General features: G+C 42.6%; 21 protein-coding genes. 3 read left to right on the top strand and 18 right to left on the bottom strand.

The features are described from left to right. Positions 1 to 11: 11 nt before the first annotated feature. Genes cas8c through cas3 form a run of 3 tightly spaced genes read right to left on the bottom strand, consistent with a single transcriptional unit; the run spans position 12 to position 5,186 of the window. Positions 12 to 1,979, bottom strand: a complete 1,968-nt coding sequence (gene cas8c, locus L9Q39_RS02890; protein WP_237483622.1) for a type I-C CRISPR-associated protein Cas8c/Csd1 — start codon at positions 1,977 to 1,979, stop codon at positions 12 to 14. After that, positions 1,976 to 2,680 carry a type I-C CRISPR-associated protein Cas5c gene (cas5c, locus tag L9Q39_RS02885; protein WP_290369115.1) on the bottom strand — a complete coding sequence of 235 codons (705 nt, stop codon included), beginning with the start codon at positions 2,678 to 2,680 and terminating at the stop codon, positions 1,976 to 1,978. The genes cas8c and cas5c overlap by 4 nt, the downstream gene beginning before the upstream one ends. 31 nt (positions 2,681 to 2,711) lie before the next feature. Further along, positions 2,712 to 5,186 carry a CRISPR-associated helicase Cas3' gene (cas3, locus tag L9Q39_RS02880; protein ID WP_237483621.1) on the bottom strand — a complete coding sequence of 825 codons (2,475 nt, stop codon included), beginning with the start codon at positions 5,184 to 5,186 and terminating at the stop codon, positions 2,712 to 2,714. 284 nt (positions 5,187 to 5,470) lie between these two features. Here cas3 and L9Q39_RS20640 point away from each other — a divergent pair, with 284 nt between their 5' ends. Together L9Q39_RS20640 and L9Q39_RS02875 are read left to right on the top strand one after the other, a co-directional pair. Further along, complete coding sequence (locus L9Q39_RS20640) at positions 5,471 to 5,596, top strand: hypothetical protein (RefSeq protein ID WP_290369114.1); 126 nt, start codon at positions 5,471 to 5,473, stop codon at positions 5,594 to 5,596. Positions 5,597 to 5,816: 220 nt separating this feature from the next. Continuing rightward, a complete protein-coding gene (locus L9Q39_RS02875) occupies positions 5,817 to 6,053 on the top strand; it encodes a helix-turn-helix transcriptional regulator (RefSeq protein ID WP_290369155.1) in 237 nt (78 codons plus the stop codon). A gap of 42 nt (positions 6,054 to 6,095) precedes the next feature. Here L9Q39_RS02875 and L9Q39_RS02870 read toward each other — a convergent pair whose 3' ends face one another. The 15 genes from L9Q39_RS02870 to L9Q39_RS02800 form a co-directional block, all read right to left on the bottom strand. Beyond that, positions 6,096 to 7,307 carry a phosphopentomutase gene (locus tag L9Q39_RS02870; RefSeq protein WP_290369113.1) on the bottom strand — a complete coding sequence of 404 codons (1,212 nt, stop codon included), beginning with the start codon at positions 7,305 to 7,307 and terminating at the stop codon, positions 6,096 to 6,098. Further along, positions 7,300 to 8,439 (bottom strand): alanine racemase, encoded by a 1,140-nt coding sequence (locus L9Q39_RS02865; RefSeq protein WP_237483618.1) that lies wholly within the window; start codon positions 8,437 to 8,439, stop codon positions 7,300 to 7,302. The genes L9Q39_RS02870 and L9Q39_RS02865 overlap by 8 nt, the downstream gene beginning before the upstream one ends. A gap of 53 nt (positions 8,440 to 8,492) precedes the next feature. Further along, a complete protein-coding gene (locus tag L9Q39_RS02860) occupies positions 8,493 to 9,797 on the bottom strand; it encodes a YhfT family protein (RefSeq protein ID WP_237483617.1) in 1,305 nt (434 codons plus the stop codon). Position 9,798: 1 nt separating this feature from the next. Then, positions 9,799 to 10,161, bottom strand: a complete 363-nt coding sequence (locus L9Q39_RS02855; RefSeq protein WP_237483616.1) for a DUF2620 domain-containing protein — start codon at positions 10,159 to 10,161, stop codon at positions 9,799 to 9,801. 15 nt (positions 10,162 to 10,176) lie between these two features. Further along, complete coding sequence (locus tag L9Q39_RS02850; protein WP_237483615.1) at positions 10,177 to 11,058, bottom strand: phosphotriesterase family protein; 882 nt, start codon at positions 11,056 to 11,058, stop codon at positions 10,177 to 10,179. 5 nt (positions 11,059 to 11,063) lie between these two features. Beyond that, a complete protein-coding gene (locus L9Q39_RS02845; protein ID WP_237483614.1) occupies positions 11,064 to 11,423 on the bottom strand; it encodes a PRD domain-containing protein in 360 nt (119 codons plus the stop codon). A gap of 9 nt (positions 11,424 to 11,432) precedes the next feature. Next, positions 11,433 to 12,335, bottom strand: a complete 903-nt coding sequence (yhfZ, locus tag L9Q39_RS02840) for a GntR family transcriptional regulator YhfZ (protein ID WP_237483613.1) — start codon at positions 12,333 to 12,335, stop codon at positions 11,433 to 11,435. A 323-nt stretch (positions 12,336 to 12,658) separates the two neighbouring features. Next, positions 12,659 to 15,034: a hypothetical protein gene (locus tag L9Q39_RS02835; protein WP_237483612.1), complete on the bottom strand. Its 2,376-nt coding sequence runs from the start codon at positions 15,032 to 15,034 to the stop codon at positions 12,659 to 12,661. A 14-nt stretch (positions 15,035 to 15,048) separates the two neighbouring features. Beyond that, positions 15,049 to 16,527 (bottom strand): glycerophosphodiester phosphodiesterase, encoded by a 1,479-nt coding sequence (locus L9Q39_RS02830; protein WP_237483611.1) that lies wholly within the window; start codon positions 16,525 to 16,527, stop codon positions 15,049 to 15,051. 122 nt (positions 16,528 to 16,649) lie between these two features. Then, positions 16,650 to 17,096, bottom strand: coding sequence for a hypothetical protein (locus L9Q39_RS02825; protein WP_237483610.1), 447 nt, complete (start codon positions 17,094 to 17,096; stop codon positions 16,650 to 16,652). Positions 17,097 to 17,108: 12 nt separating this feature from the next. Next, a complete protein-coding gene (locus L9Q39_RS02820; protein ID WP_237483609.1) occupies positions 17,109 to 18,137 on the bottom strand; it encodes a hypothetical protein in 1,029 nt (342 codons plus the stop codon). Next, positions 18,119 to 18,415, bottom strand: coding sequence for a hypothetical protein (locus L9Q39_RS02815; protein ID WP_237483608.1), 297 nt, complete (start codon positions 18,413 to 18,415; stop codon positions 18,119 to 18,121). Before L9Q39_RS02815 ends, L9Q39_RS02820 begins: the two co-directional genes overlap by 19 nt. Then, positions 18,408 to 18,677 carry a hypothetical protein gene (locus L9Q39_RS02810; RefSeq protein ID WP_237483607.1) on the bottom strand — a complete coding sequence of 90 codons (270 nt, stop codon included), beginning with the start codon at positions 18,675 to 18,677 and terminating at the stop codon, positions 18,408 to 18,410. Before L9Q39_RS02810 ends, L9Q39_RS02815 begins: the two co-directional genes overlap by 8 nt. Before the next feature lie 2 nt (positions 18,678 to 18,679). After that, on the bottom strand, positions 18,680 to 21,568 hold the full coding sequence (locus L9Q39_RS02805; protein WP_237483606.1) for an FtsK/SpoIIIE domain-containing protein: 2,889 nt from the start codon (positions 21,566 to 21,568) through the stop codon (positions 18,680 to 18,682). An 11-nt stretch (positions 21,569 to 21,579) separates the two neighbouring features. Then, entirely contained in the window at positions 21,580 to 22,269 is a 690-nt protein-coding gene (locus L9Q39_RS02800; protein ID WP_237483605.1) for a hypothetical protein, read from the bottom strand. A gap of 752 nt (positions 22,270 to 23,021) precedes the next feature. Between L9Q39_RS02800 and L9Q39_RS02795 the strand changes: the two genes are divergently transcribed. Continuing rightward, positions 23,022 to 23,642: a YajG family lipoprotein gene (locus L9Q39_RS02795; protein WP_237483604.1), complete on the top strand. Its 621-nt coding sequence runs from the start codon at positions 23,022 to 23,024 to the stop codon at positions 23,640 to 23,642. Positions 23,643 to 23,821: the final 179 nt, after the last annotated feature.

Genomic DNA, 23,821 nt, shown 5'->3' with positions numbered 1-23,821 from the left:
ATTTCCTTTTCTTAAACTGTTTCTTCTAAATTTTCTTTAACTTGTTCGTCGTTTACTTTCTTAACCCATTGACCTTTCTCTACTTTATGGGTTTCCAACCATATCATTTGGTTATGAAAGCCAAGCAAAAATTCAGGGCTAAGCTTTTGGTTTGACGTAAAGTCTGTTGGGTTAAACATATCGGTAACTTGGCTAATAAGCGCTTTAGTTGCTTTGTCGTACCCTTGGTAGTTATTGAATAGTCGCTGCTGATAAGGCACTAAAGCATTGCTGATATTCAGCCACGTTGAAGAGGGTTTATTAACAAACTGCGTCATAAAACGCTCTGCCGTTGTTAAACGATTGGCTTCGCTGCTTGAGAGCGCAATTTTTTCAACCTTGTTTGCCACCGCCAGTAAACGACCAAACAAATAGTCGCGACTGGCATTGTCTTGCTGTAATGCCATTGGGAATTCCTTTTGAATAGTTGAATGGGTTGCTCGGGTGTAAAACCCTTTGATCAGTGAGCAGGCAATGCCTAAATTTTGTAACCAAAGCCAAGTTTTATCTGATTTATAGGCGACACGGTTAATTGCACGGTGAAACGCGCTTTGCATTATGTCTTGCGGAATTGGTTTACCCTCAACGATACAGGGGTATAAACGGGTAATGAGGTTTTTCTTCAAGGTATCGGCTGATTTAAGTACATCACCGTATACACCATCAAGCACTCGAAATAAACTCGGGGCACTATAAACCCATTGCCACTGTTCGTTTATTTTGACTCTCTGTTGCCACCCAAGCTCGAGTTGCCATTGCTCTAATCGCGCTAGAAACTCTTTTGCTATGGTTTCACGATAATACAAAATGCCCATTCGTCCGGGCGTGGCTGAATCTAGCCCTAGTAATGCGATTTGCTCGTTGTCATCCAGTTGGTTTTTAGTTTTTATACCGTTAAAGTAACGCTTTAACTGATTAGCGTAAGCTCGACCTAAATCCTGTGAGTGATCAACACTGTCGGTTTCTTCTAAGAAACTTGTTAAGTCACTAAAGTCTAGTTCGGTAGGTTCAGGCACCTCTTTACCTGATACCGCCCAAGCTAAATAAACTTGATCGCCATTTCTAAAAACACTTTGCTTAGTTAACAAACTACGCAGTGCATTGTGCGCTTTTTGTGTCACTTCAAAGCTAATGTTGCAAGCTTCTTCATTGGATAAAAAACGACCTCGGAAGGTATAGCCGCTTTTATCGTTAGCAGAGATTAATTTGGCTTTATCACCACTGTGACGTATTTTTGCTGGGTGGTTGCTCGCAGCAAGTTTATTTTCACCAGTGGCGTAACACATGGCTGTGCTATCACCATTTTGGCTATCAAAAGCAATCCAGCTTTGTTGGATACTTGGGTCAAGCCAAGTTTTAGATTGAGGTTCACGGGATGTTTCTACACTCCAACAAACTAAAGCAGAACCTTGGTCAAACACCCCTTTTTCTTTCGGCAGGATTTTTAATAATGCTGGGGCTTCTCCCTCATCTTGCCACCTAGTCAGCAAGTGCCCATCTTGCTCGTGCAACACCTTTTCAGCAATTAAATCTGCAACGACCAAGCCCCTATCTATGTATTGATAGACAGCCCGCACTGCTGGGTGACTATGCTCTGAGTCACACCAAGCTTTTAATTGCACTTGATACAACTCAAATCCAGACTTTTTAATACCACCGAAATCAGCGTAATCTTTCGCAACGTATTGAATTTTATCTGCCAATGCATGTGCACATAAACCACTGCTGCGTCCTGCAGACTGCTCAGTTGCAGGTAAGACTACTTGTGTTTTTTCAAGTACTTCAGCACGAACAAACTCACCTTGATTGTTAATAACGATATGAATGTGTGCTGTTTGTGGAGTGTGACAAATTGGCATCACTTGCTGTTCAAATAGCAAGGTGTCATTAAGTTTTTCAAGTTCATCGTAGGTTTTGTAGAGCGTAGTTAACCAAGTCATAGGCAACTCTCCGTTTGCTCAACACTCTGCACATTTTGTTCAAGCTCAAAACTTTTTGCGTTCATTTTTCTCACATGACGCGTTACTGGGCACGCTGTAACGTGAGGGTATTCAATTACACCGTTTTTCATTACGCCGTGCCAGAATCGACTAATCAGTTCATTGTTGCCCGTTTCATCTGGGTAGCCAAAGCTGTGAAACATTAAACCAAAACCAAGCTCATCAATATTATCGTAAGCACCTTCGCCCTCACCAAATAGACAAGGTTCAACATAACCTTGGCAATCGCGAGTACCAAGAAAGATGTCTTGTCGTCCACCTTTTTCAAGCATGCGTTTAGCAATGGCAAAATGTTTGCCGTCGACACGGTCTTTCGCTAGTTCCGGGCGGTGTTCATTCCACTCAAAATGAGCTTCAATTTGGTATTCAACGTCATGCAAAAAGGTGTAATACGCCAAAGTATTACCACCTCCCCAGTTCAACGGCTTTGTTCCCTTCGTTTGGGTGCGTAGTGGTTTTATCACCCTAACTCTATCAACATGCCAAACAAGCGTTGGTTTCCAGTAGATTGATTTTAAAATCCCCTTAATCGCCTCGTATGTTGGAATGTGATAAGTACACTTTTCACCTCCCACTTTAGTTATGGGGTCGGTAAATAACGCGTACCTGCCCCATAATCTAAAACTAATACTGTTCTTCACATGACTCTCCTTGTTAAAAACATGGTTGCTTTTAAAAAATTAAATCTTGCTGAGCGTTTGTTACCTCTATGCTCAAGCCAAAATCTTGGCTGTAAAATTCTTCACTTAAATAAAACACGGCTTCGTCTTGAGCTATTGGGTACACAGCCTGTTGATCAGTCAATTTTTGCCATACATTCGGAAATATATTCACACTGTACTTTTGCGCCGATTTTAATAAGCTGCGGTAGCTTGCAGCATCAAAGCGTTTATCAAGCGCACATAATTGTGTGATTATGCTTTTCGATTCATCATTAAATGGCACTATTACTGAATGCACGGGTGCATCAATGGCTTTAAACTGTTTCGCAGCCGTCATAAAAGATTGCTTTAGGGCAAATGGTGTTTTATTGATATTTCTTTGATTACTGCTTAGCAAGTTAAGTAAAGTTTGCTCTTGCTTAACGGGATAGGTCATCTCTTTATGACGATCATAAAAGTAGTATTGAAAATACTGACTCATTGCTTGCGGTTTAAGTAAGTCTTCTTCTGAAAACTCAGTGAATATACGGCTTGAGGCTGCAATACCTGTTTTAATATCGTGAAGCATACCGACATTTTCTTGAGCTGGGTTAAGCACAAAAACATAGCCTTTTTGTTGCTTACCATTTCGATTACAACGCCCAGCAGCTTGAGCAATTGAGTCAAGACCAGCGACAAAACGTATAACGCTGCCAAAATCAACATCAACACCCGCTTCGATAAGCTGTGTACTGATACACAAAGTTGCCAGCCCGTTTGACAAACGCGCTCTGACCTCATCTAGAATTTGTTTGCGATGAGCCGAACACATGCCCGTACTTAAATGAAATATTTTTGTTTCGACAGTAATTTGATTTTGCAACGATTGAAACAAGGTTTTTGCCCAGGCTTTGGTATTTACAATCACTAAACAGCTTTGTACTGCTGATAGTTGTTTTTGCACTAGTTCCGTGATTTCTACCTCGCTCCACCCCTCCTTTTTGGTAATGTTCTTTAAACTCACTCGTTCTAATTGTTGATAAAGTTTTTCAATATTTGGGGTTAGTTCATTTTCAAGCGGTAATTGCAACTCACCAAACTGTTTTATTTGTTCGGGTAACTGATTAAGCAAAGGCTGAGTAGCTGTGCACATCAACACCGTGGTGTTACAAAAACGCGATAAATAGTTAATGGTGTTATTGAATAAATGAACACAACGAATAGGGAGCGTTTGGATTTCATCAAACACCAGTACCGCATTACTTAGTTGATGCAACCGCCTTGATCCACGCGTACCACTGGCAAACATACTTTCAAGAAACTGTACCATGGTTGTGAGCACTATGGGCTTATCCCAATTTTCGCATGCGAGCTTTGAACGCCACGTTTGTTGCTCTGGCTCTAAGCTTGAGTGATGCTCTAATACCCAATCATCTGCGTTTATTTCATCCAAAACACCGCGAATGGCATTGGCATTTTGCTCAATGATTGAGGTAAACGGAATTATGTAGATGATCCTATCAAGGTTATGTTTTTTAGCGTGATGCAGTGCAAAGCGCAGGCTAGCGTAAGTTTTTCCTCCACCAGTTGGAACTGTCAAACTGTAGATGTCAGTTTCGCCTTGTGCGCGATTAAAACAGTTGTCTGATATTTCAGCACGAATATGGTCGATTGGATTGACTGGCTCAAACTGTGCGATGAAGCTTTCAATTTTATCGCAAGCAGACGCCCAATCAGGTTGCTTAAAACGCTCAGTTTTATTACTTGGCTGCTCAAAGTCGGCACTGTCAATCCGGTCGGCATCAATCAGGCAACTAAACAGCATTTTAGTAAACATGCCAAGGTAATAATCATGCTCAATTGCTGAAAGCTCGAACTTATCAAACACGCCTTTAAGATGTTGGCTGCTTTCTAAGATAAACTCAAAACTCACGAGTGACTTAGCCTGCTCAATTAATTCAGGAGCCGCATTTTTACTACATTCTTTTAGGTGGGTTAGTTCATTGAGCTTTTTAATTCGGTTTGCAAAAACGTTTTCATTTTCTGACAAGCTATCAATCAACCCGCTGTGGTGCGATGCGATACACATACTTAGTGCTTGAGCAATTGCTAAGCCATAAGATGCAAGCGATTGGTCCTGTTGCTTTAGCTCCCCGCAATGGGGTAAAAGCGAATTTAGAACCCACTGAGCACCCGCACTGGAGTGGTCTATTTTACCTTTTAAGCTTTTGCTCGTTAAAGTTATAGAGCTACCCTCATCATTATCAGGGTTATAGCCTGTTTGCTCAGCAATAATCAGGCGCATGTACTCTTGAAATGCACTGCTGTATTTACCAAAATCATGCATTAAGCCAATTAGTTGTCCTTGCTCGGCAAAACCTATTTTTGCAGCAAGCCTGCCAGTTAATTCGCTAACCGCTTTTAAGTGAACATAAACGCTTTGGTGATGCCCATGCTCAATATCTGGATGGGCAACATAAGATTCACTAGGGCTAAAATCATCCATCAACATCGCTCCCACTGCGTAATGTTCTCGATAAACCTATTGCAAGTCAGTTAATTAAACTTATATCGGTACTTACTTCTATCTTTCATAAACCTCCAAAGGGAAAGGAGCTATAGTTATTTCTGGTGTATAGGAAGGAATGTAATGTAACGAGTTGATTGATCTCGCTAGATCAACAACCAACAATCAACAATCAACAATCAACAATCAACAATATGCATCGACAGGCATAATAACATTGCAGAACTGCACAAACTAGAGAACCCATTGAATGAACTTTTAAAATGGGATCTCACAATTTATTGGCTCAAGCGATTGAGGCTGAACAGCAAGCCTTACTCGAACACTTATCTTCACTTCATTTACTCTACCAACCCAACAGCATCACCTGCACAACCGATACTCACTAAACCTATATTCTATAATCACATTCTGCATACCAAGTATCCCTATAAAACTATGTAATCACTTTTTTACGCGCATTAAAAAGATGCTAACCCACACTTTTATGCGCATAAAAGCGTAAAATAACAACACAAAAATGTGCAGAAGAGAGCCTCCAAGAACGTGCAGCCTATTTCTGTATCTGAGCGAAAAAGTCGCATAAACCAAGTCATTCACGCTTTGCTAATGGGGGAGCTGACGCAAGGGTTAGCACTTAAGGCGCTTAGAATGGAAGTGTTAGGCATTAAACAGGATGCATTTGCCAAGATGGTTGGAGTTTCGAGAAAGACCATCTCTGAGATTGAGAATGATCGAGGCGCTTTCAAAACCGACATTCTCGATAAAGTTTTTAAACCATTCGGATTAAAAGTAGGACTTGTCCCCGTTTCAGTAAGCCTTCTAAGCTCAGTCCTGAATGAATAGGTGTTGATCGCAACCCCCGAACTATACACCCTACCTCTTATTTTATTGTATTAATCGAGGTAAGAATGACTCACCAAATTGAGGAGGGTTCGACTCAAAGTAATCACAAACGGTTGCACCAATATCGGCTAGGGTAAGGCGCTCACCAATACTGGTGCCTTTAACCTGCTTACCATAGGCTAAAAGTGGGGTGTACTCTCTCGTGTGTTTGCTATGACCGATGTATGGATCATTACCATGATCCGCAGTCACGATAAGAATATCATTTTCATTCAAAATTTTGAGGATTTCACTTAAACCTTGGTCGGCTTTTTCTAAAGTAGCCCAATAGCTTTCAGGATCTTGTTTATGACCAGCAAGGTCGGTTTCTTGTACATTGATACAGAAAAAACCGGTTTCTGATTTAGCGATCTCCTCAATACTGATACGACAGATCTCATCAGTATTACTGATTTTCATAAAATTTGTGCCATGTGGGTTTTGAACAATATCGGCTACCTTGCCCACTAATGTAGTGCTGATTCCTTTCGCATTCAGCATTTCAGGTACTTGAACTAAACGATCAACACCGTAACCAAGATGAATGACTTTAAAGCCTTTATCATAAGCACCTGACTTAGGAGCATTCACGCCAATACATTCTCCTTTCACTTCAATAGCATCGATAAGGTTCTGATTTGAAGCTAACTCACCACCAAAGACGACGTTTCTTGCCACATCATTGCTATTGCGTATAACTCGCCCAATTTGCTGAACATCTTCAAATGAAATCTCACTAAGATTTGCTGTTACGTTATAAACCTGACCCAACTCGGCTTCAAGATTATCGCCGACAATCACGCAGTCATTGATCATTAGCAGTGATTGCCCACTGCGGGTAATTCGATTAACTGTATATCCCTCAGAGTGAAGAGAATGTTCAATTTTATCAATAGAGTAGTGAAACGGTTTTACTAGGGGCTTTTTAGGCTTTGTTCCCATAATCTCTTGATGTCCTGCGAAAGTATCACACCCTTCATGCTTTAACTGACTCTTACCAACACAAGCTGTCGAAACAGGCTGCATTGCAGATGTTTTACAACCTACGACATTATTTAAACCAAGCTTTTCAAGTGTCGGCAGCCTTTTATCTGTAAAGGCAGATAAAAGCTTAAATGCAGTGTTAGAACCTATATCTTGAGAACGCTCTGTTGCAACATCTGGCATCTCTCCAATACCAAAGCCATCCAAGACAAATACTATAAACCTACTCATTGATTGCGTCTCCCAATGCGGTATAACAGCCTACAATTTGTGGTTGACCCGATTGAACTCCATCGACGATAACCACATCTGATCGCGTCACAAACACTTGAGTTCTAAATGCCATAATCAGCGGATGACCAATCGGGTGAATCCCTTCAACTTTCAAGTGGTAATCAATTGAATCTTTATCATCATTAATGATCTTAACGACTTTCGAGTTGAGCAGTGCTTTGTCTAAATGTCCTCTGCGGTAATACCCTCCGGCAAAACAGTAAGAATCATTACCGTAATGATGGGCAATCTCGGAAACATATAACATTGCGACTTTTTCAGGTTGCGAACCATCCGTATTCTCCGGAAACGTGCCTGTTAGAGCATGCCCTGGTTCTCCGTGAGTTCCTCCAAAATGAGAGATCATTGGCAATGTTGCGCAGCAAGTTGTCGAGGGCATATTCACTTGGTTCAATGAAAAATCAGACGGCCACTGCTGTTTCGCTTTCACCAATGAGTTCAAGTTATTTGTTGGCTTGGTACTTTCTCCATCGTGCAGAAAACATGGGAAATGAGTCAGACCTTCAACTTTAATACCCACCATTTTCGATAGCTCAGACAATACCGTCGCCATATCCGTCAACTGGAAACCAGACTCTTGGTTAACGTAAAGCAAATCCCCCTCATCAATAAATTTCACCAGCACTCGCTGTGTAACACCGAACTTCTCGGCAATATCAGAAATCGCTTGTGCTTTTTCTAATGAATACACAGTCATCACTTCAGGTTTAATCGCTTGGATGATCTCACTCAACATATTTTCTGGCGGCTGAACTAAATGTCCAAGGTGGCTAATTTTTATGCCTTTCTGATGTAAAACTCTTGCCTCTTTATAATCAACAGCTACGATGCCTTCGTACCCTATATCTTCTAATACTTTCGCAAGAACTGCATTGCGACCAACCTGCTTGGTCATTCCATAAAGTTTTATTCCAAATTCATCCGCTTTATCTTTGATACATTGGGCATTGAGCTTAAATTGTTCCAAATCAACCACATAAGAATCCGGTAATAATTGACCGTCTTTGTGCAGTTTCAGTGTTGCGTCTATCAGTTTGGAGTTTTGAATTTGTAAGGCTTTTAGAAACATTTGCTGATCTACCTCATTTGACGACAAGGTATAAGCCTTACCGCCAACAGTCATTAAGCAGGAACAAATAACCCTAGAACAAATAGGATATTTAGAATGACACCAGTAAGAATTGCAGCAACTGCTGGAGCAGCAATCTTCAATACTGGACGTCCCATTACTTCATTTAAGTAGTACAGGACAGCAAAAATAGTGAAACCTGTGGTGCTGCCCATCTTCATAACAGCCAGTACACCACCAATCAATAGTGCAAATTCCATCAGGATATTCATACTGTTACGAATGTTGTCAGAAGCATTTCGAATCGAGGGGAATTGCTCCAAGAAGCGACCAATACTACGCAGGAGAAGAATTTCCAAGCAAATTGTTACCGCGCCAAGAACCGCTGCCACTGGAACATTGGGAGATAAGTAACCCACTACAAATACAAATGTGAAACCAACGACACCATAAACACCTGTTGCTAAAGCTGTTGTTGCGATTAATGGAATGAAGCCAAGACCACGCATAAATTCAGATAATGCGACCTGATTTAAGGCTTCTTTTTGTGCTGCTGCATCTTCGATTTTATAAGCCTCAGCGAGTGAATAAATCGACACTTCAGAGCCTGCAAAAATACCTGATGCGGCTGCCGCTGCGATCAATGCTCCTGTAACCGCAAGAAACGGCATATTTTTAAAGATGCGTTTGGTACGCTCCTCGAACAAACTACGCATACCACTCATATCTGGTGGCGCAGTGCCATTAGCTTTATCTGTCATATCTTTTCTAATTGCGATGCCCACTAGCATCACCATACCGACAAAAATCTGAATCGATTCTGGGTATATCGCCGTAAATTTAATAACAAGAAGACGAGAAATGAGAATGACAACTGCAGCTACCGCACCGGGTTTCCAGCCAAATTGGTAAAAAATGGCAAGCAATGGGAACAGTGCGAATGCAGACATGACCGGTGTTCCCAACTCGCCTAGAGCCCCTAACGCATCAATAGGCAGACCGGTTAATACTGCATTAACACCCGCTAAACTGGTTACAACTAACACCCCCCAAATTCCGCCACCGATAGCGGCAATGACTCGATTAGCAGCCATAACACCAATGATGTCTGTTGGAAGAAAAAGCAGCCATGGGTTTAAAAGACCTGTAGATAAAGTAAAAGAAATACCCACCGAAGCAACAAAACCAATCGAAAGACCAAATGCTACAGAACCTGCATCGCGTCTCGTCATATTACCTTCAATTAATTGAGGCAAGATTGGACGAATTCCATCGTGAAATACCGCTGCTGACATATGGGCAATTAACGCCGTCATCGCACACAACGCTGCAATTAAACCAATATTGTAAATTTCCATATTACACCTCTTCAGCTAACACCCTAGTTAACATGGGAACAGCATGATCGACATGCTCCACTGATAAACCAAATGCTTTCTTGCCTTCAGAAATAAATTTCCGAACTTCATCTTCTTTTGCTTGGATTGATGGCTTTGCAATAGTACAAGATTCATTAAACCCAATAATTGCAATTGCCATACTGAGTGCGGCACCAGCTCCTGTATTACATGCCCCTATGTAATAATCAATTTCACCAGCTTTAACTTTCATTGCTGCCTCCATATCATTCATAATGTGACACAAAAATGTTCCAGGCGAGGTTTTCTCTATTTCATCTTTTATTTGTTCACGCTGCAATCCAACAATCGCTATAGACTTCATAATCACTGCCTCTATTTAGTAGGAAAAGAATTTATTGGGATTATCCTTCATCATAACTTCAATATAATTGTCATTTACCCCTTTCTTCTTTAATCGCGGGATAAAATTATCGATCAGATATGAGAAACCTAATCCTCCATTGGCTTTTAAATGAGAGCAGCGTGTTATATCCATAGATAGCATTATTTGCTCAACATACCCTCTATTGATCAGCTCCATTATCGTGTTTGCCCTTTTTTCATCAGGGTAATAATTGTTCTTTCCAATCGTGTCGAATTGGATCATGCACCCTGAGTCAACTAACCGAAGTAAATAATCAAAGTTGTCATCAAGATCGCAATGACCAATAGTTACGTTTTCTAAATTAACCTTCATGCTACGTAGCAAATCAATTTGCTCTATGCCGCATGTAGTAAAGGATGTATGGGTTGAAATCGGCGCTCCAGTTTCTAAATGAGCAATGGCAGCTGCTCTAAAAATCTTTTGTTCTGCCTCCGTAAATTGGTTTTCACTACTACCGATTTCACCGATCAATGACGCTGTGAGTCGTGAACCGTCAATCCCTGACGTCAGTTCTACTATCATTTCATCAGCAATTTGCCTTTCACTAAAATGCTGAACTCTATCAGGAAAAAATCCATCAATGTAATATCCTGTCGAGAGCAGTACATTCATCTCTGTATCCCTCATTAAACTTTCAATAAAATGAGGATTTCTTCCCATAAAACGATTTGTTACTTCAATGATGTTCGAAACCCCTTGATTCTTTAAAGAAGCAAGTTCATCTCTAATGTTTTCATATTGATTTAACAAGCAATCTGGATCACCTTTCACATATGAAAGGTCTATATGCAAATGCTCATGGCAATAGGTATAACCACTCTTATCAATTGTCATAATCGTTAGCTTCTCATCTCATAAAGTGATGTGATATTAAATAAGAAAAAAGAGTTCTCTGTTTCAGGTACTTCTCTTAATCCCATCATTCCACATATATAACTATTAATCTCTTTAATAAAAGAAAATTCAGACATTGATTCCATTTCATTGTAAATATCGCAATCCAACCCGTCTTGTATTTCTTTCCCTTGTTTTATTCGATCCGTCGCTCTTACCAAATGAGTCATTATCATTTGATATTGCTCATTTGACTCAGACAACCCCCATTCACGGTTAAAATAATCAATCACCAATAGGATTGATTCAAAAGACTCTTTAGTGATGACATTGTTAGATAACAAAATTTTCATTCTTTCTTTCATTATTTCCACCTAATAAGTAGGAGTTCGGCTACCGGATATAACTTGCTCCTGATGTGATTTTAATTCTTCAATATTTAACATATGATTTAACAGTGCTTTTGTGAAGTTTGCATCCTTTCTGACCATCAAAACAGCAATTGAAAAGTTATCTACATTATCTAAATCACTGATCGCCTCTTGTCTTAGGCTGGAGTATTGCTCATTACTTTTTGAACTTGGATTCCATATAGTCGCATCTATATAATTTGAATTCACTTTATCCAAGCACTCATTATATGGCACAGCAACAATGTCAACATTTCTACCTTTGAAAATCATTTCAGTGAGCACTTTCTGATCTGGTGAATCAGGATCAACGCCAATACGTTTAATCGAATCTCTATCGTCACCTTTGTAGATCAACTTATGCTCGGAAACATAACTATGTACTGGCAGTTCTATCGCTATCTGTAATGTACCTTCTTCAATATAACTTTGTGCGGCCAACTTCGACATGATAGCGATGTCGTATACTCCATTCTTAAGACACTCCGCTCTTACGTCAGCCCCTCTCATATGTGCAAAGTATAGAGGCACGATATCGATCTGATCCTTAATCGCAGAAGCAAGCCCTTCATAACGCTTTGTATAAGGTAAAGGCATCGCACAAACCAAACGACCAAAATCAGCCAACTCCACGAGTTTTTTGAAATTGATCGATTTAACTATGGTTCCATTTCGACCTTGCCTTTCAAGGTGGATAGCGCCGATTGCCTCTATCTCTTTAATTGATTTGGCAATATACCCAACCGAGCAGGCAATTTTTTTGGACAATTCATCGACGGTCAGCACTCTTGTTCCAACCTCCATTAGCATAAAATAACGTGCGAGTTCGATAATTGCTTGACCATTTTTTTTAATATATTGCTTCATCTTCTTAAATCTTCACTTATTTGAATATTTATAATACACAATTAGTCCGAACAAAATAGTGACCTATCGCTCACTTTTTAACAAGCTGTATCCGCACACCGGTGAGCTGATATGGTTAGTAACTTCAGAATTTAGTGACTTTAGGATTGTTCGCTTCAAAGCTCTACTGAACATCATTGTGAGTATTGTGGCTAGACAAGTTACCAAGAAATTAAACCGCAGGGGTAACTGAGAAAAGTGTTGTCCGAAACTCGCCGTTCGAAAAAAAGCGGTCATAATGACCGCTTGCTTATCTTATGGTTTAAAGTGAGGCGAAAGCCGCGTTAGAGACTTTCGATATTCACGGTATGAGTGGCATGATTCTGTCCATGAGATACCCACTTCTTCGTCGTTTTATATCCGGGTGCGCTCACTTCAACATGATAGTTACCCGCTGGCAGTTCCATTCCTGACTTGTAGACAGGTCCAATATTCAAGACTCGAATCCGCGCTTGCTTGACATTGGTTTTCACCGCAAAAGGCACATCTTTAAGCTGACCCGTTTTTTGAATCGCTTGTCGCTGCTCTTCTAAGCTTTGCTGCATCGTCGCATCCGTCACTGCGGTGACTGGGTTTAGCTTAGCCATTATTGTCGTATCAAGATGATGTATGCTGCTTTCGAGATGTGTTTTAAACAACTCCGTGATGCGCATATTCTGATCAAATCGTGCGCCGACTGGCTGAACAACGGGCTGAGTATGCAGCACCCACTTCAACGCCAATGAACCGACCGGTGACACTTTCTCATCAAACTTATCTAAGAAATAAGACGTTGTAGATTGTTCCTTCGTAAACTTAGAGCTGCCCATCGTCAGCGGGATCACAAACACCAGCCCGAGAACAAGGATCGACAGCAGTGGTCCAACGAACTTCTCCCAAGGCTTCGGTTGACGAACGACTGGTTTATCGTAATCAATCAGCGCCCAGAACTTAAACGGCAATTTCACCACAGTTAATAAGATCAGCAGTAGTGACAGTGACATAGAGATTGGCGGGACAATGATAGAGCGTAATGCCGATTTACCGTTCTCCGCCAATGGACCGCCATCGGCAAACTGGGAGCGAGCTGATTCGATATATCGCAACCAATACTCGGTTTCGCGCTGGATGTTAGTCTTAATCACCTTGTTGTAGAATTGCTTGTTGTTCCAGTCCGCCATCATAGGCTTAACGTAATTACGCTGTCCCATTTGACTAGCAATCTGCTGCTGAGTATGCGAGTGAGTCTGAAACGCTTTCCATGACAAGTTTGGCTTCATATCTATGCCGCGCTTCGCCATTTCTTTATTCCACTCTCGCTTGACCTCGATACGAACTTTGTTTTTTACCGTGTTCTTAAAAGTGGTGATTTGCGCCACGGTCCAAGAACTCTTCAGGTGAATACCCTTGCGCTTAACTCGCTCGCGTACTTTCTTACTGGTCACTGGATGAGAACGGAAGGTGCGAATATTCTCAATCCCCATCGGATATCCCGTCTCTTTCTCGAACTTACCTTTCCATAGATTTAAGATACGTGGGGTATAGAAAGCTACTTCATTGGTGTAGATCCATGAAACATCCTGTTTGCCAGAGTCGCCGCTCATTATCTCTAAACCGGCCAGAATAGCCGATAACCCCAAGGTACTTGCGGCTTCACCAAACGAGGTTTCACCCTTGGTGCGTTTAACCTTCTTGGTCAGCCAGTAATCCATATCCACATAAGGAATACCTGCTTTACTCAAGGTTTTGGCATAGCTTTTCTCGACTTTGGCAATACAACTTTGCTCACGACTCCCCTTATAGCGGTCAATACAACGGTTGCGACTCTTAAAGTGATCAAAAATCTTACTCGCCACATCCTGAGCCCTAGCCTCTGCTCGAGCCAAATAGGCTTTCTCCGCATTTTGGTAGCTTTTCCAACCTTGGGCTATCTGAGTTTCGATTTCTTCCCAGCCCTCATTGGCGTGCTTATTCGCCATGCCCATCTGTTGGTTATAGCGTTTAACGCCTTGTTGATACTCCTTATAGGCATCAACTACCTGCACGCGCATCGCTTTATAGTTGGTAAAGTGTTGCTCAAACTGGTTATTGGCGCGATTTTCAATATAGCGGTTCAGTATGGCGCGCTTCTTATCCTCAACATGAACAATGAAGTCGTCATTGGCGTACACCAAGCCACCCATCATGGCTAAAAAGGTCATCTCTGTCGGAGACGTTGCGTGTTCCGGGATATAAGGGAGACCATTAATCTGCACCGCGTTCGCCGCTAAACTGGAGCGCAATACCGAAGAGAAAAACGCTTCTTGACGCTGCTTAGCAGTCGATGGCTCGACTAAGATTTTGTCCACTGCCAATTTTTGGCCAAAGAAAACCGTTGGCCAAACAATAGCGGCAACCACCGCAAAGCTGATCAGGGTTCTTGGTATAGTTTTAACGATTTTGCCTTTTAACAGCAAATCGGCGATTAATAAGGTAACGCCGATACCGGAGATAGAACGGCCAAACAGTTCGACCAGATGCAGCGCTTCTTCATCCGCATCCATGCCTCCCGCCACTTCAACCAACTTGGCATTGAATACAACCTCAGGAATCAAATACAGCAGCGTCAGTACAAAAAAGGTGATCGCCAGCCACTTAGGTTTCCCCTGCTTATTGGTCGATACTTGTGTTTCTTCAGTCATAAATCAGGGTTTCCTTACTGTGGAACGGTAATGATGATTGGGGTTGATTCGAGATCCATCTCTTCATCGACAGGAATAAAGATCGATGACAGCGCTGGCTTGGCACTGGATGTCGAAGAGGATGTTTTTTTGCTACTTGACGCTGTTTTTGTACTGCTACGCAATGGGGTCGGTGTTAACGAGCGCACGCGACCATCGTATGTGAGGTAATGGTTATCCGCGACGTACATCACTTGCTCTTGCAGACGCGTAAAATCGGCATTATTTGGCAATTTCATTATTGCACGACCGTACTCTGTTGTTGGCGTGTAATGCTTGGCTTGTTTCTTCAGCGTTGGATTTAAACGATGACAAATTTCAAATTGAGAGGTATCCATGATCACCTCATCAGGCAAGGCTCTGCCCCGCTGCTTTAACGTGACCAACGCCTGCTGATGATACTCGGTGCCATTGATGGTATAGGTCGCGACACGCGCTAATCCCGCTTGCTTAGAGCGTGATTGAATCGTAGGGGCATCCATATAGCTGCGAATATCGACATGCAGTCCACTGTTGGATCCCAGCGCTTTTTTTACCGTTCTAGCGGAGTATTTCTTGGAGGCTTTTCGGGTGCGTCGACGATATTCATAGTCAGATACCCAACCGATCTGGCGCTGGTATTTCTGATAGAGATCGTCAGAGCGTACCGCTTTTTTCGCTGTCTGTTTCGCTTTAGCAATCGAGGTAGGATGTGGTTCCCAGACATAGCCGAGATAAACGTTAGCATCGATTTGACGCATCAATTCGAGTACCTCAAAGTTAAGGGAACTGTAGAAGTAACTGCCCTTCGGCAACTTAGAGGTGACGATACGGTTCAGCGCAGCAAGTTCGGAAATATCAGCGTCTTGTTTAATTTCGATATTCAACTGTTGCCCACGATAGTAGAAATCACGCCAAGGCTCTAACACATCCACGAGGTATGGCGCACGTTCGTTGGTTAAGCGACCATCTTTGTCACGTACTACCAAAGAGTTCCACTCTTTACCTTTGATTCTCGACATCTTGTAACGCTTACCATCGCTTCGACCAGTAGCGCGTCCGGTTTGGCTATCGTGGTGCACGACCCAATAACCATCTCGAGTCAGCATGACGTCAATTTCAACCCCATCAAAGCCACCAAAAACGCCCATAATTAACGCTGAAACAGAGTTTTCAGGGTAGTTATAATGACCACGGTGGGCATAAACATTGACGGAACATTGGTTATCTAAGTAAGCCGGTGTTTGACCTGCCGTCCAGTATAAACCTCTAGTCTGTAGCGCCAGTTGAATATCAACAACTTGTTGATCGGTAAAGCTTGATTGACGCATCGCGCGCCCTTCAGCTCCCATTGGAAATGAAGATAAACCGTAGAGTGAGTCATCTTTGGTCTGCTGAGTGCTATCTGAAGATGTGGAAGCACACCCTACCAAGCTGAGCATACCCACTAGCACTAATAATCGACGAAAGTTCACTGTCTGTTCCCTGCTTATTGTTATGTTGTTGTATTGTTCTATTGCTGTACTGATCTATTGCTGTACAGCTATTTGGTTGTCCAGTTATATGGTTGCACGGTTATATTGCTATGCCGTTGATATTACATCGGTTCGATATGACTGTTGGCTCGCTCTAACTGCGCTTCAACTTCTTGGTTCCGCTGTCTTAACTGCTCACTTCTCTCATCGCTCACTTGTAACTCGGTTTGGCGAGACTGGCTCTGTTTTTCCAGTGCGCGCATTGCCTGCTCATACTCATCCTCGATACCGGCGGCTTTAAGCAGCAGTTGCGACAGTTCGCTCAGTTTGTCGGCGGTCTGTTGACCGATATGAGTCTGCTGCTGGCAGGTTTGGGTTAGCTCTGAGTAGTTGTCACAAAGAGGCTCTATGATACGCAGTGCGATATTACGACTGGCGTTGTCCTGCCATTGAAGTCGCAGAGTACTCCAGTGGTCAACGTAGTGCGCTTTGGCATACGAAACATTCTCACGCTGTTCATCGAAATGATTAAGTTGATTCTGATAAAAGCTGGGCTCAAAAGAAGGCATGATTTCAATCCATTAATACGAGCGATTGAGTGGTTGATCAAAAGCAATCAGTAGGTTGATCTTGTCTTGTAGGGTGTACTTCAAAGTATAGGTTTCACCCTGCACAGTTTCTTGCTGCGTCTCGAGTTGACGCATATTAATCAGCGCGTCGTTGTGGTCATTATCCAATCGTCCTAGCATGGTACTTTGCTGTTCGTATACCTGCTTGAATTGCTCCAAAATGACTTGAATTTGCGACAACACCGCGGAACATTCATCACTGTATTTAACGCTCAATACCGCGTGGTGCTTGGCATCTCCAGCCAGTTCCACGCCCGATTTAGATAAAGCAACAGCCTCGATAGCATCGTTTCTGGAATCTATTGCCCCATCTCGTTGACGCTCCGCTTGCGCACACTCGTGTTTAGCACGCTTTAACTGCCCTGCTGCAGACTGCAGTGCTGATTGACAACGATTAACATGACTAATCGCACTAGAAACCTGAGCACGTTCATATGAGGTGTCCGGCGGATCATAACGATACTGGGGTTCACCACGGCTATTGTCGCCAATATAAACGCGCACCGGCGGGCGACGGCGGGCGATGTCCAGTTGAGTTTCGGCGTGTCGAAGATCCCGTTGCGCATTATCTAGCTTGTGGCTGGCATCGTTATAGATATCCACACAACGGTTATGCTCTTCAATCGCATACTTAACCCATTGGATAGCTTTGTCTACCTGATGTTGCCAGTGATGCTGAACCTGACCACAGTGATCGAATTGTTGTTCACTCTGCTGTTCTGCTTGAATAGACGCTTCAAGCTGATCTTCAACTCGTTGTGCGCGCATGGCATTCAGCTCAAGGGCTGCCTGATAGCGTTTTTCTAACGTTAGATATTTTTCATAACAGGCATGAACATCGGACTTAGATGCCTGAATCACGTCCGACGTTAACATCAGCAATGACTGAACCTGCTGCACCAACCCTCTGATCATATCTGACTGATAGTCAGTCTGATAATCAAACTCCTCTAACTGAGCCGTTAGCCATCTTGGTTGCATTCAAACTCCTCACTGCTCGGATTCGATAACGCATCCAATTGACGCTGGCAATTTTCAAGCAATTCAAACAAGGTCTGACTTTGCATTTGAATCGAGTTAACTACCTGCTCAGTATCTTCTGCGCCCATGCCCACATAGTGCTCACGCAGCGCAAACCAACGCGCTTGCAACGCATCATAAGCACTTTTTATCTGGTTATGGGAAGTCAACGTCGCTTGTGCTAACTCTTTTGCAGCTTCAATTTGACGAATCTGATCATTGCTAATCGGATCACTCATAAAGAAACGTCCTTAATAGTGACAGCTTGTGATTAAGTTGCTCTGCTAACTCTGAAGCACGAGATTGCGCAATCACAGAAGCAAGCTGCTCTATCTCAGTCAACTGCTTCTCAAATTGCTGCTGATGCTCAGCCGAAAACTCCGGCACATTGCGCTCAGCTTGCGCTATCAACAACTGTATTTGCTTCTCGACCTCTACCGAAAAGACTTGCAACTCCGCCAGAAACAGCGGCAGTTGCTCTTCAACATTCTGTAACGACATGCTTATTCGCTCCAGGCATCACATGCTTGAGAGAGATAGGACAGGTTACGTTCCAGTTCTGCCTCATCAGTATGGCAGTAAGGCATAAACTTGTTCGGGCGATTCTGCATCTGATCGGTATACAAGGCATAGATCGGTTTCTTGCCGTCCATCTGCAACTTGGCGGCATCACGGGATTTCAGCAGTCGGAAGCTATCTTCTTCAGACATCTGTAGTGCCACCTTATGGCGGAACTGGTCAATATCATTACGATCAAAGGCTTTAGTGACCGAGAGAACACTATCAAAATTCAGCAATAGGTGAATACCATATTCAGAGCCGACTTCCAGTAGGGTATTGATGATTTGACCGCCCTCGTCGTCGTGATTACGCATACCGTAAGAGTTTTCTTTTTTGGCTAGCTCTTTAACGCGCTGAGCATCATTGATGACAACAAAGATAGACGGCAGATTCATCATTTCTTCTTCGTCCATCTCCTGACGCTGCTGCAACTCTTGCATCACGTGAGCCAACTGCTGTTCAAACTCGGCATAGGTTTCCGATATCGTTCCCTTGCGTTCACCTAAACTGTTGTTGGCTTGCTCCAGCACCCCGTGCCATTGCGAACCTTTGATTGTGCGCTCTAAAATATGCAACTCAAAAGCTTGTTCACTGACGGTTATCGACAACTGACCGATCATGTAAGCTAACATACCAATCCGAGCCTCAGTGCTATCGCCGACCAGCAACAGATGCTCGTGGGCGCGGCGGCGAAGAATAAACTTGGCATAGCCATGAATGTTCATCTCTTTACCCAACCAGAATACGGTCGGCTTTTCGATTGGATACCATTCACTTTCCTCAAGACCACCCAAGTGTTGTGACTGATTGGCATGCTCTTTACGTGCTTTATCATTCGGTTTTGAACCAAAGTCAGACGTCAATCGGCGCAACTGTTCGTTATTGATCAGCTGTGGCTGCTCGGCACCATCTAGCAAAATAGTCTTGTACTCTTGACCTGATGCCGCTTGCGCTTTTTCATTTAGGCTCGCTAGCATCTGACTACGCTGCTCATCGTCGATATAAGCGACACGACCAGCATCACACGGCACTTCGTCTGCACCACCGCTATGGCTCACCACCACTTGTCCAGTTTCAGTACAACCGCGGATCAGTTGTTTGCCTTTTGAGCCAAACTCTTGCAGTGATGTCACCTCTTCACCACTCATTTTCATCGCGACACGCAAGTTAATGTTACTGAAAATGGCTTGCGGCTGAGACATGCCCGGCACCACAAACTTTTGCGAGCCAACAAACATATGTATCCCAGCGCTTCGGCTCTGCGACGCGATGGCAATCATCAGTTGAGAACCGAAGCCCGTCTTGTCATCTTCAAACAGGGTTTGATACTCGTCGATAATCAGCATCAAGCGTGGCAATTTACCGTTCGGTGAACCCGCTTTGCGATAACGGATAAAGTCAGCAAAACCCAACTCTTTAAACATATCATTGCGGCGGTTCATCTCTTCCAGCAACTCTTCCAGCACACTACGGGCTAACTGAGGGCTGGTATTAAGAGAAACAACGCGCGCATGGGGCAGTTCAGGGTAGCTTTGGAATTCCACCCCTTGCTTACCATCAATCAGATAAAATTGCAGATCGTCTGGGCTATAGCGCGTTGCCAATGACAGAATAAAAGCGTGATATAGGTTCGATTTACCCGCACCGGTCATCGCCGCCAACATACCGTGAGAAGACGGTTGTTTGTTCTTTTCACCAAACCAGAGATTAATATCGTTCTTTTTACTTCCCGAGCCACCAATCGGTGCTGCAATCAGTTCGGTTGCACTCTCTTGCCACCATTGCTCTGGGTCGGTGACAATCACATCACTGATGCCCAGTTTGGTCTCTTTCGGTTTCGCTCGTGCCAAACCATCCAAGATGTGATCGATGGTTTTATCACTGACTGAATCATCAAACTGGTTATCACAGTCAAAGCGCTCTCTTGGCAATCCTTTTTGCTTTTGTAGCGATTGCAAGTTTGGAAACAACTCGTTAGCCGACAGTCCGGCAGGCAACTCCGCCTGACGATCTTGCTCAAGCACTAACATCTTGCCCGCTTTAGGACCCGTGTTAGCAATCTTAGCAAGCAACTCAATCGAGCGGCGGTCATAGGCTTGCGGGAAGTCTTTGGCGATAATCAGCTCAAACTTGGTATTACCCAAGATATCTTCACTCACATCGGTCAATCGCTGAATATTGTTATCCAGATAGCTGTTTTGAATACGGACAATATCCGACAGGATCTCTTCTAGAACACGCGAAACATCGTGTTCCAAGACACGCTTAGACGGCAGACGTTTGGTATACGGAAAGCTTTGTCCCAACTTCGCAGGATCCAGCAGAGTAAACTGAGATGAGTACGGCAGCATGACCGCAAATCGGAACACCAGCGCATTGATCATATCGATTGAGTGTTCACTCTGATCAATGGTGTAACTGTAGTCAGAATCTAAAAATGGGATATGAATCGGCGCGTTGAGTTCAAGCTTACCGAAACGTAAAAAGTCATACTCATAAGGTGCTGCACCCACGACTAATCGCTTAGGGAGGAAAGTGCCCGAAAAATCATATTGGGTCCAATCAACTTGATCGAGAATAGGCTGCAATGGTGCTGGAATACGTGCAATTAATTGCTGTTGAGCATGGGCAATAACGTTGTCGACTCTCGGCTGCAATTCTTGCTGTGACGATTGTTCACGCTCTGCAATGCCGGGCAACATGGTATTTTTGATGAAATCGGTAAGTGCTGCTCTTTTCTCTGTCAGTTTGCTGGAGACTTTAGCTATTTCACTGGCAAATTGCTTTCGCTCTTTCTCAAGGGCTTTGTATTGTTTCTCTTCCGCTAACATATTGGTACTTCCTAACCCATCTGAACTTTAACAAACGCCATAGCGGCAACGATAAATGCACAAGTAAACATCATTTTTTTCACCAAGCTCTTACGGTGCGCTTGAGCGGCAGCCTCCACTTCTTTTTGTTTTCGCTCTGCAATCTCTGCGGCACGTCGTTCTAGCTTTAATTTTATTTCGCGTTCTTCAATTCGCTTCTGTTCTTGGTTCCATTGATTTTGGCAGTACTGGAAATACTCTTTACGGGACTGGTTATTGCGCTTGACGATAGATTCTAATTCGCCTCTTGCCTGGTCGTAGTCACCCATAAGCTGTTTAGCTTGATGATAGAGAGGAAAGTCTTCTGGAAGTTCACGATAAGCGCTATCAAAAGAAGTCACCACCTTATGGATAGAACCACTAATCAACGGAGTTGCATCACTCAAATAGTGAGCAAGCTGATTTTTCACCACTTGCTCAACCTCGTTATCAATTTTCATTTCTGCTTTTTGTTGCAGAGAGAGTAGAGATGATTCAAACTCCGGCTTATTCATGATCAAATTAGTGTACGCTGTACTAAAATGTGCGTTATGGCGGCTTATTTTTGAGCCCCAATCACTAATTCTACGCTGTGCATTGAGCAGTGAAACTTCCTGCTCTGCAAACTCCTTATCGAACTCTTCTATGCTGGTAAATAAGGCATTTGGGTCTTGTTGCTGCATAATTAATCCGTTTTATTATTAACGCTGAATATCAAGATTTGCGTGCTCTCAATACCGCTCATTGAGTTAGGCTCAGCCAAAAATAGAGATTAAATTAGCATGCGTTTTTTTCAGTTTCAATACAGCAATAACGGCATGATCCCCTGCTTTTATTATCTATTCAATAAAAGGATATAAAAATTGAAAGTAAGAGGCGCTTAAATAACTTTAATAGTAATGACAGCTGCGCCTTTAGGTTAATAATTATACAAATCCACATCCAAATAGAAAAAACGTTATTATTTTGACACTCACTGCGTCAAAATAACGTCCGTAGAAATAAAATCTCACACTGAAATAAAATAATATTTTTGTGATTGAAATCGCACTTTCACCGAAAACCGCATCACACTATCATCCTTAATCGCTATTTGCTTTCCATCAATAGCCACTTTTTCTACTGATCTAACTAGAAAAGCATAGCCTGAAAAACGCTCTATTTTTTGGTTAGGCCAAGAGTGGTAATTTTTCATCACTCTGGTTTTGGTGTTATTTAAACAACCCAAACATTATACTCTACTAGTTTAATACTCTATCTATAAGCGGTTTTAATCAATACCTCACCGTCTCTTTGATTAAGATCAAAAATATGTAACCACACCCAAAAATATCATTTACAACTTACATTAAAATGATAAATTTCAAACGCTTAAATGAGTTTCATTACTCATTAATAATAAGGTAACGATAATTCGAAATCAGAAAGGATTCTTATGAACAATAAATTAAAACTATTTTTGGTGGCTATGACGAGTTTTTACTTAATAGGTTGTGTTAGCCCATTAAGTGTTGAGGAGTCAGCACCACAAGTGACGATTAACAAGGTAAATGGAATTTCAATTGCTGTACTTGATCAACGCCCTTATGTATTAAACAAAGACAAAGAACCTAACTTTGAAGGCATTATTCGCAGTGGCTTCGGTATTCCATACAGTTACAGCACCATCACTGGTGAGCCAATGTCGCTCTATCTAGGTAAACGCCTTGAATACGGTATCGAGCAAAAAGGCGTTAACGTTGAGCAACAACAGACCGATACTGCAACCCAGTTCTCTGATTTAATGAGCAAATTGAAGAACGACCAACAACCATCAATCGTTGTTGTACTCAATGAATGGAAATATGACTTCCATGCGCTTTCCGACAACTCTTGGTATGACGTAGATATCACTGTTGCTGATAGTACGGGTAAAACTGTACTAACAAAAAACTATAAAGGCGAGGATGACATTCCCGACGGTGGTGTTATCGGTAATGAAATGATGCTTATCTACAAAGCGCGCTTCGAGAAAATTTTCTCCGATCCTGAATTACGACAAGTGATCGAGCAATAATAATAATCAGGCGAGCTACTCTACAGCTCGCCTTTCTCTGCCACATTTTTGCCTCTTATAATCTTTCACCTATTGAACTCCAACCGAGTTAATCCCCTAGCGACCCATTGCGTATAAAATAACCTAAATTGTTTACTGTAGCTTATAGCTGATATTAGCCAAGCGAAATAGAAAACTCA

It is taken from the genome of Vibrio hippocampi (assembly GCF_921292975.1).
Taxonomy (GTDB): domain Bacteria; phylum Pseudomonadota; class Gammaproteobacteria; order Enterobacterales; family Vibrionaceae; genus Vibrio; species Vibrio hippocampi.
The sequence above is the reverse complement of the archived record's forward strand: the minus strand, read 5'-3'. Positions and strand labels throughout refer to the sequence as shown.

Bases quoted from the DNA above. Each gene is read 5' to 3' on its own strand.
- cas8c (WP_237483622.1), bottom strand. From the start codon at position 1,979: ATGACTTGGTTAACTACGCTCTACAAAACCTACGATGAACTTGAAAAA.
- L9Q39_RS02860 (WP_237483617.1), bottom strand. From the start codon at position 9,797: ATGGAAATTTACAATATTGGTTTAATTGCAGCGTTGTGTGCGATGACG.
- yhfZ (WP_237483613.1), bottom strand. From the start codon at position 12,335: ATGAAGCAATATATTAAAAAAAATGGTCAAGCAATTATCGAACTCGCA.
- L9Q39_RS02855 (WP_237483616.1), bottom strand. From the start codon at position 10,161: ATGAAGTCTATAGCGATTGTTGGATTGCAGCGTGAACAAATAAAAGAT.
- L9Q39_RS02870 (WP_290369113.1), bottom strand. From the start codon at position 7,307: ATGAGTAGGTTTATAGTATTTGTCTTGGATGGCTTTGGTATTGGAGAG.
- L9Q39_RS02825 (WP_237483610.1), bottom strand. From the start codon at position 17,096: ATGCCTTCTTTTGAGCCCAGCTTTTATCAGAATCAACTTAATCATTTC.
- L9Q39_RS02865 (WP_237483618.1), bottom strand. From the start codon at position 8,439: ATGTTTCTAAAAGCCTTACAAATTCAAAACTCCAAACTGATAGACGCA.
- L9Q39_RS02850 (WP_237483615.1), bottom strand. From the start codon at position 11,058: ATGACAATTGATAAGAGTGGTTATACCTATTGCCATGAGCATTTGCAT.
- L9Q39_RS02805 (WP_237483606.1), bottom strand. From the start codon at position 21,568: ATGTTAGCGGAAGAGAAACAATACAAAGCCCTTGAGAAAGAGCGAAAG.
- L9Q39_RS02845 (WP_237483614.1), bottom strand. From the start codon at position 11,423: ATGAAAGAAAGAATGAAAATTTTGTTATCTAACAATGTCATCACTAAA.
- L9Q39_RS02835 (WP_237483612.1), bottom strand. From the start codon at position 15,034: ATGACTGAAGAAACACAAGTATCGACCAATAAGCAGGGGAAACCTAAG.
- L9Q39_RS20640 (WP_290369114.1), top strand. From the start codon at position 5,471: ATGGGATCTCACAATTTATTGGCTCAAGCGATTGAGGCTGAACAGCAA.
- L9Q39_RS02875 (WP_290369155.1), top strand. From the start codon at position 5,817: ATGGGGGAGCTGACGCAAGGGTTAGCACTTAAGGCGCTTAGAATGGAA.
- L9Q39_RS02810 (WP_237483607.1), bottom strand. From the start codon at position 18,677: ATGTCGTTACAGAATGTTGAAGAGCAACTGCCGCTGTTTCTGGCGGAG.
- L9Q39_RS02795 (WP_237483604.1), top strand. From the start codon at position 23,022: ATGAACAATAAATTAAAACTATTTTTGGTGGCTATGACGAGTTTTTAC.
- cas3 (WP_237483621.1), bottom strand. From the start codon at position 5,186: ATGGATGATTTTAGCCCTAGTGAATCTTATGTTGCCCATCCAGATATT.
- L9Q39_RS02800 (WP_237483605.1), bottom strand. From the start codon at position 22,269: ATGCAGCAACAAGACCCAAATGCCTTATTTACCAGCATAGAAGAGTTC.
- L9Q39_RS02820 (WP_237483609.1), bottom strand. From the start codon at position 18,137: ATGCAACCAAGATGGCTAACGGCTCAGTTAGAGGAGTTTGATTATCAG.
- L9Q39_RS02815 (WP_237483608.1), bottom strand. From the start codon at position 18,415: ATGAGTGATCCGATTAGCAATGATCAGATTCGTCAAATTGAAGCTGCA.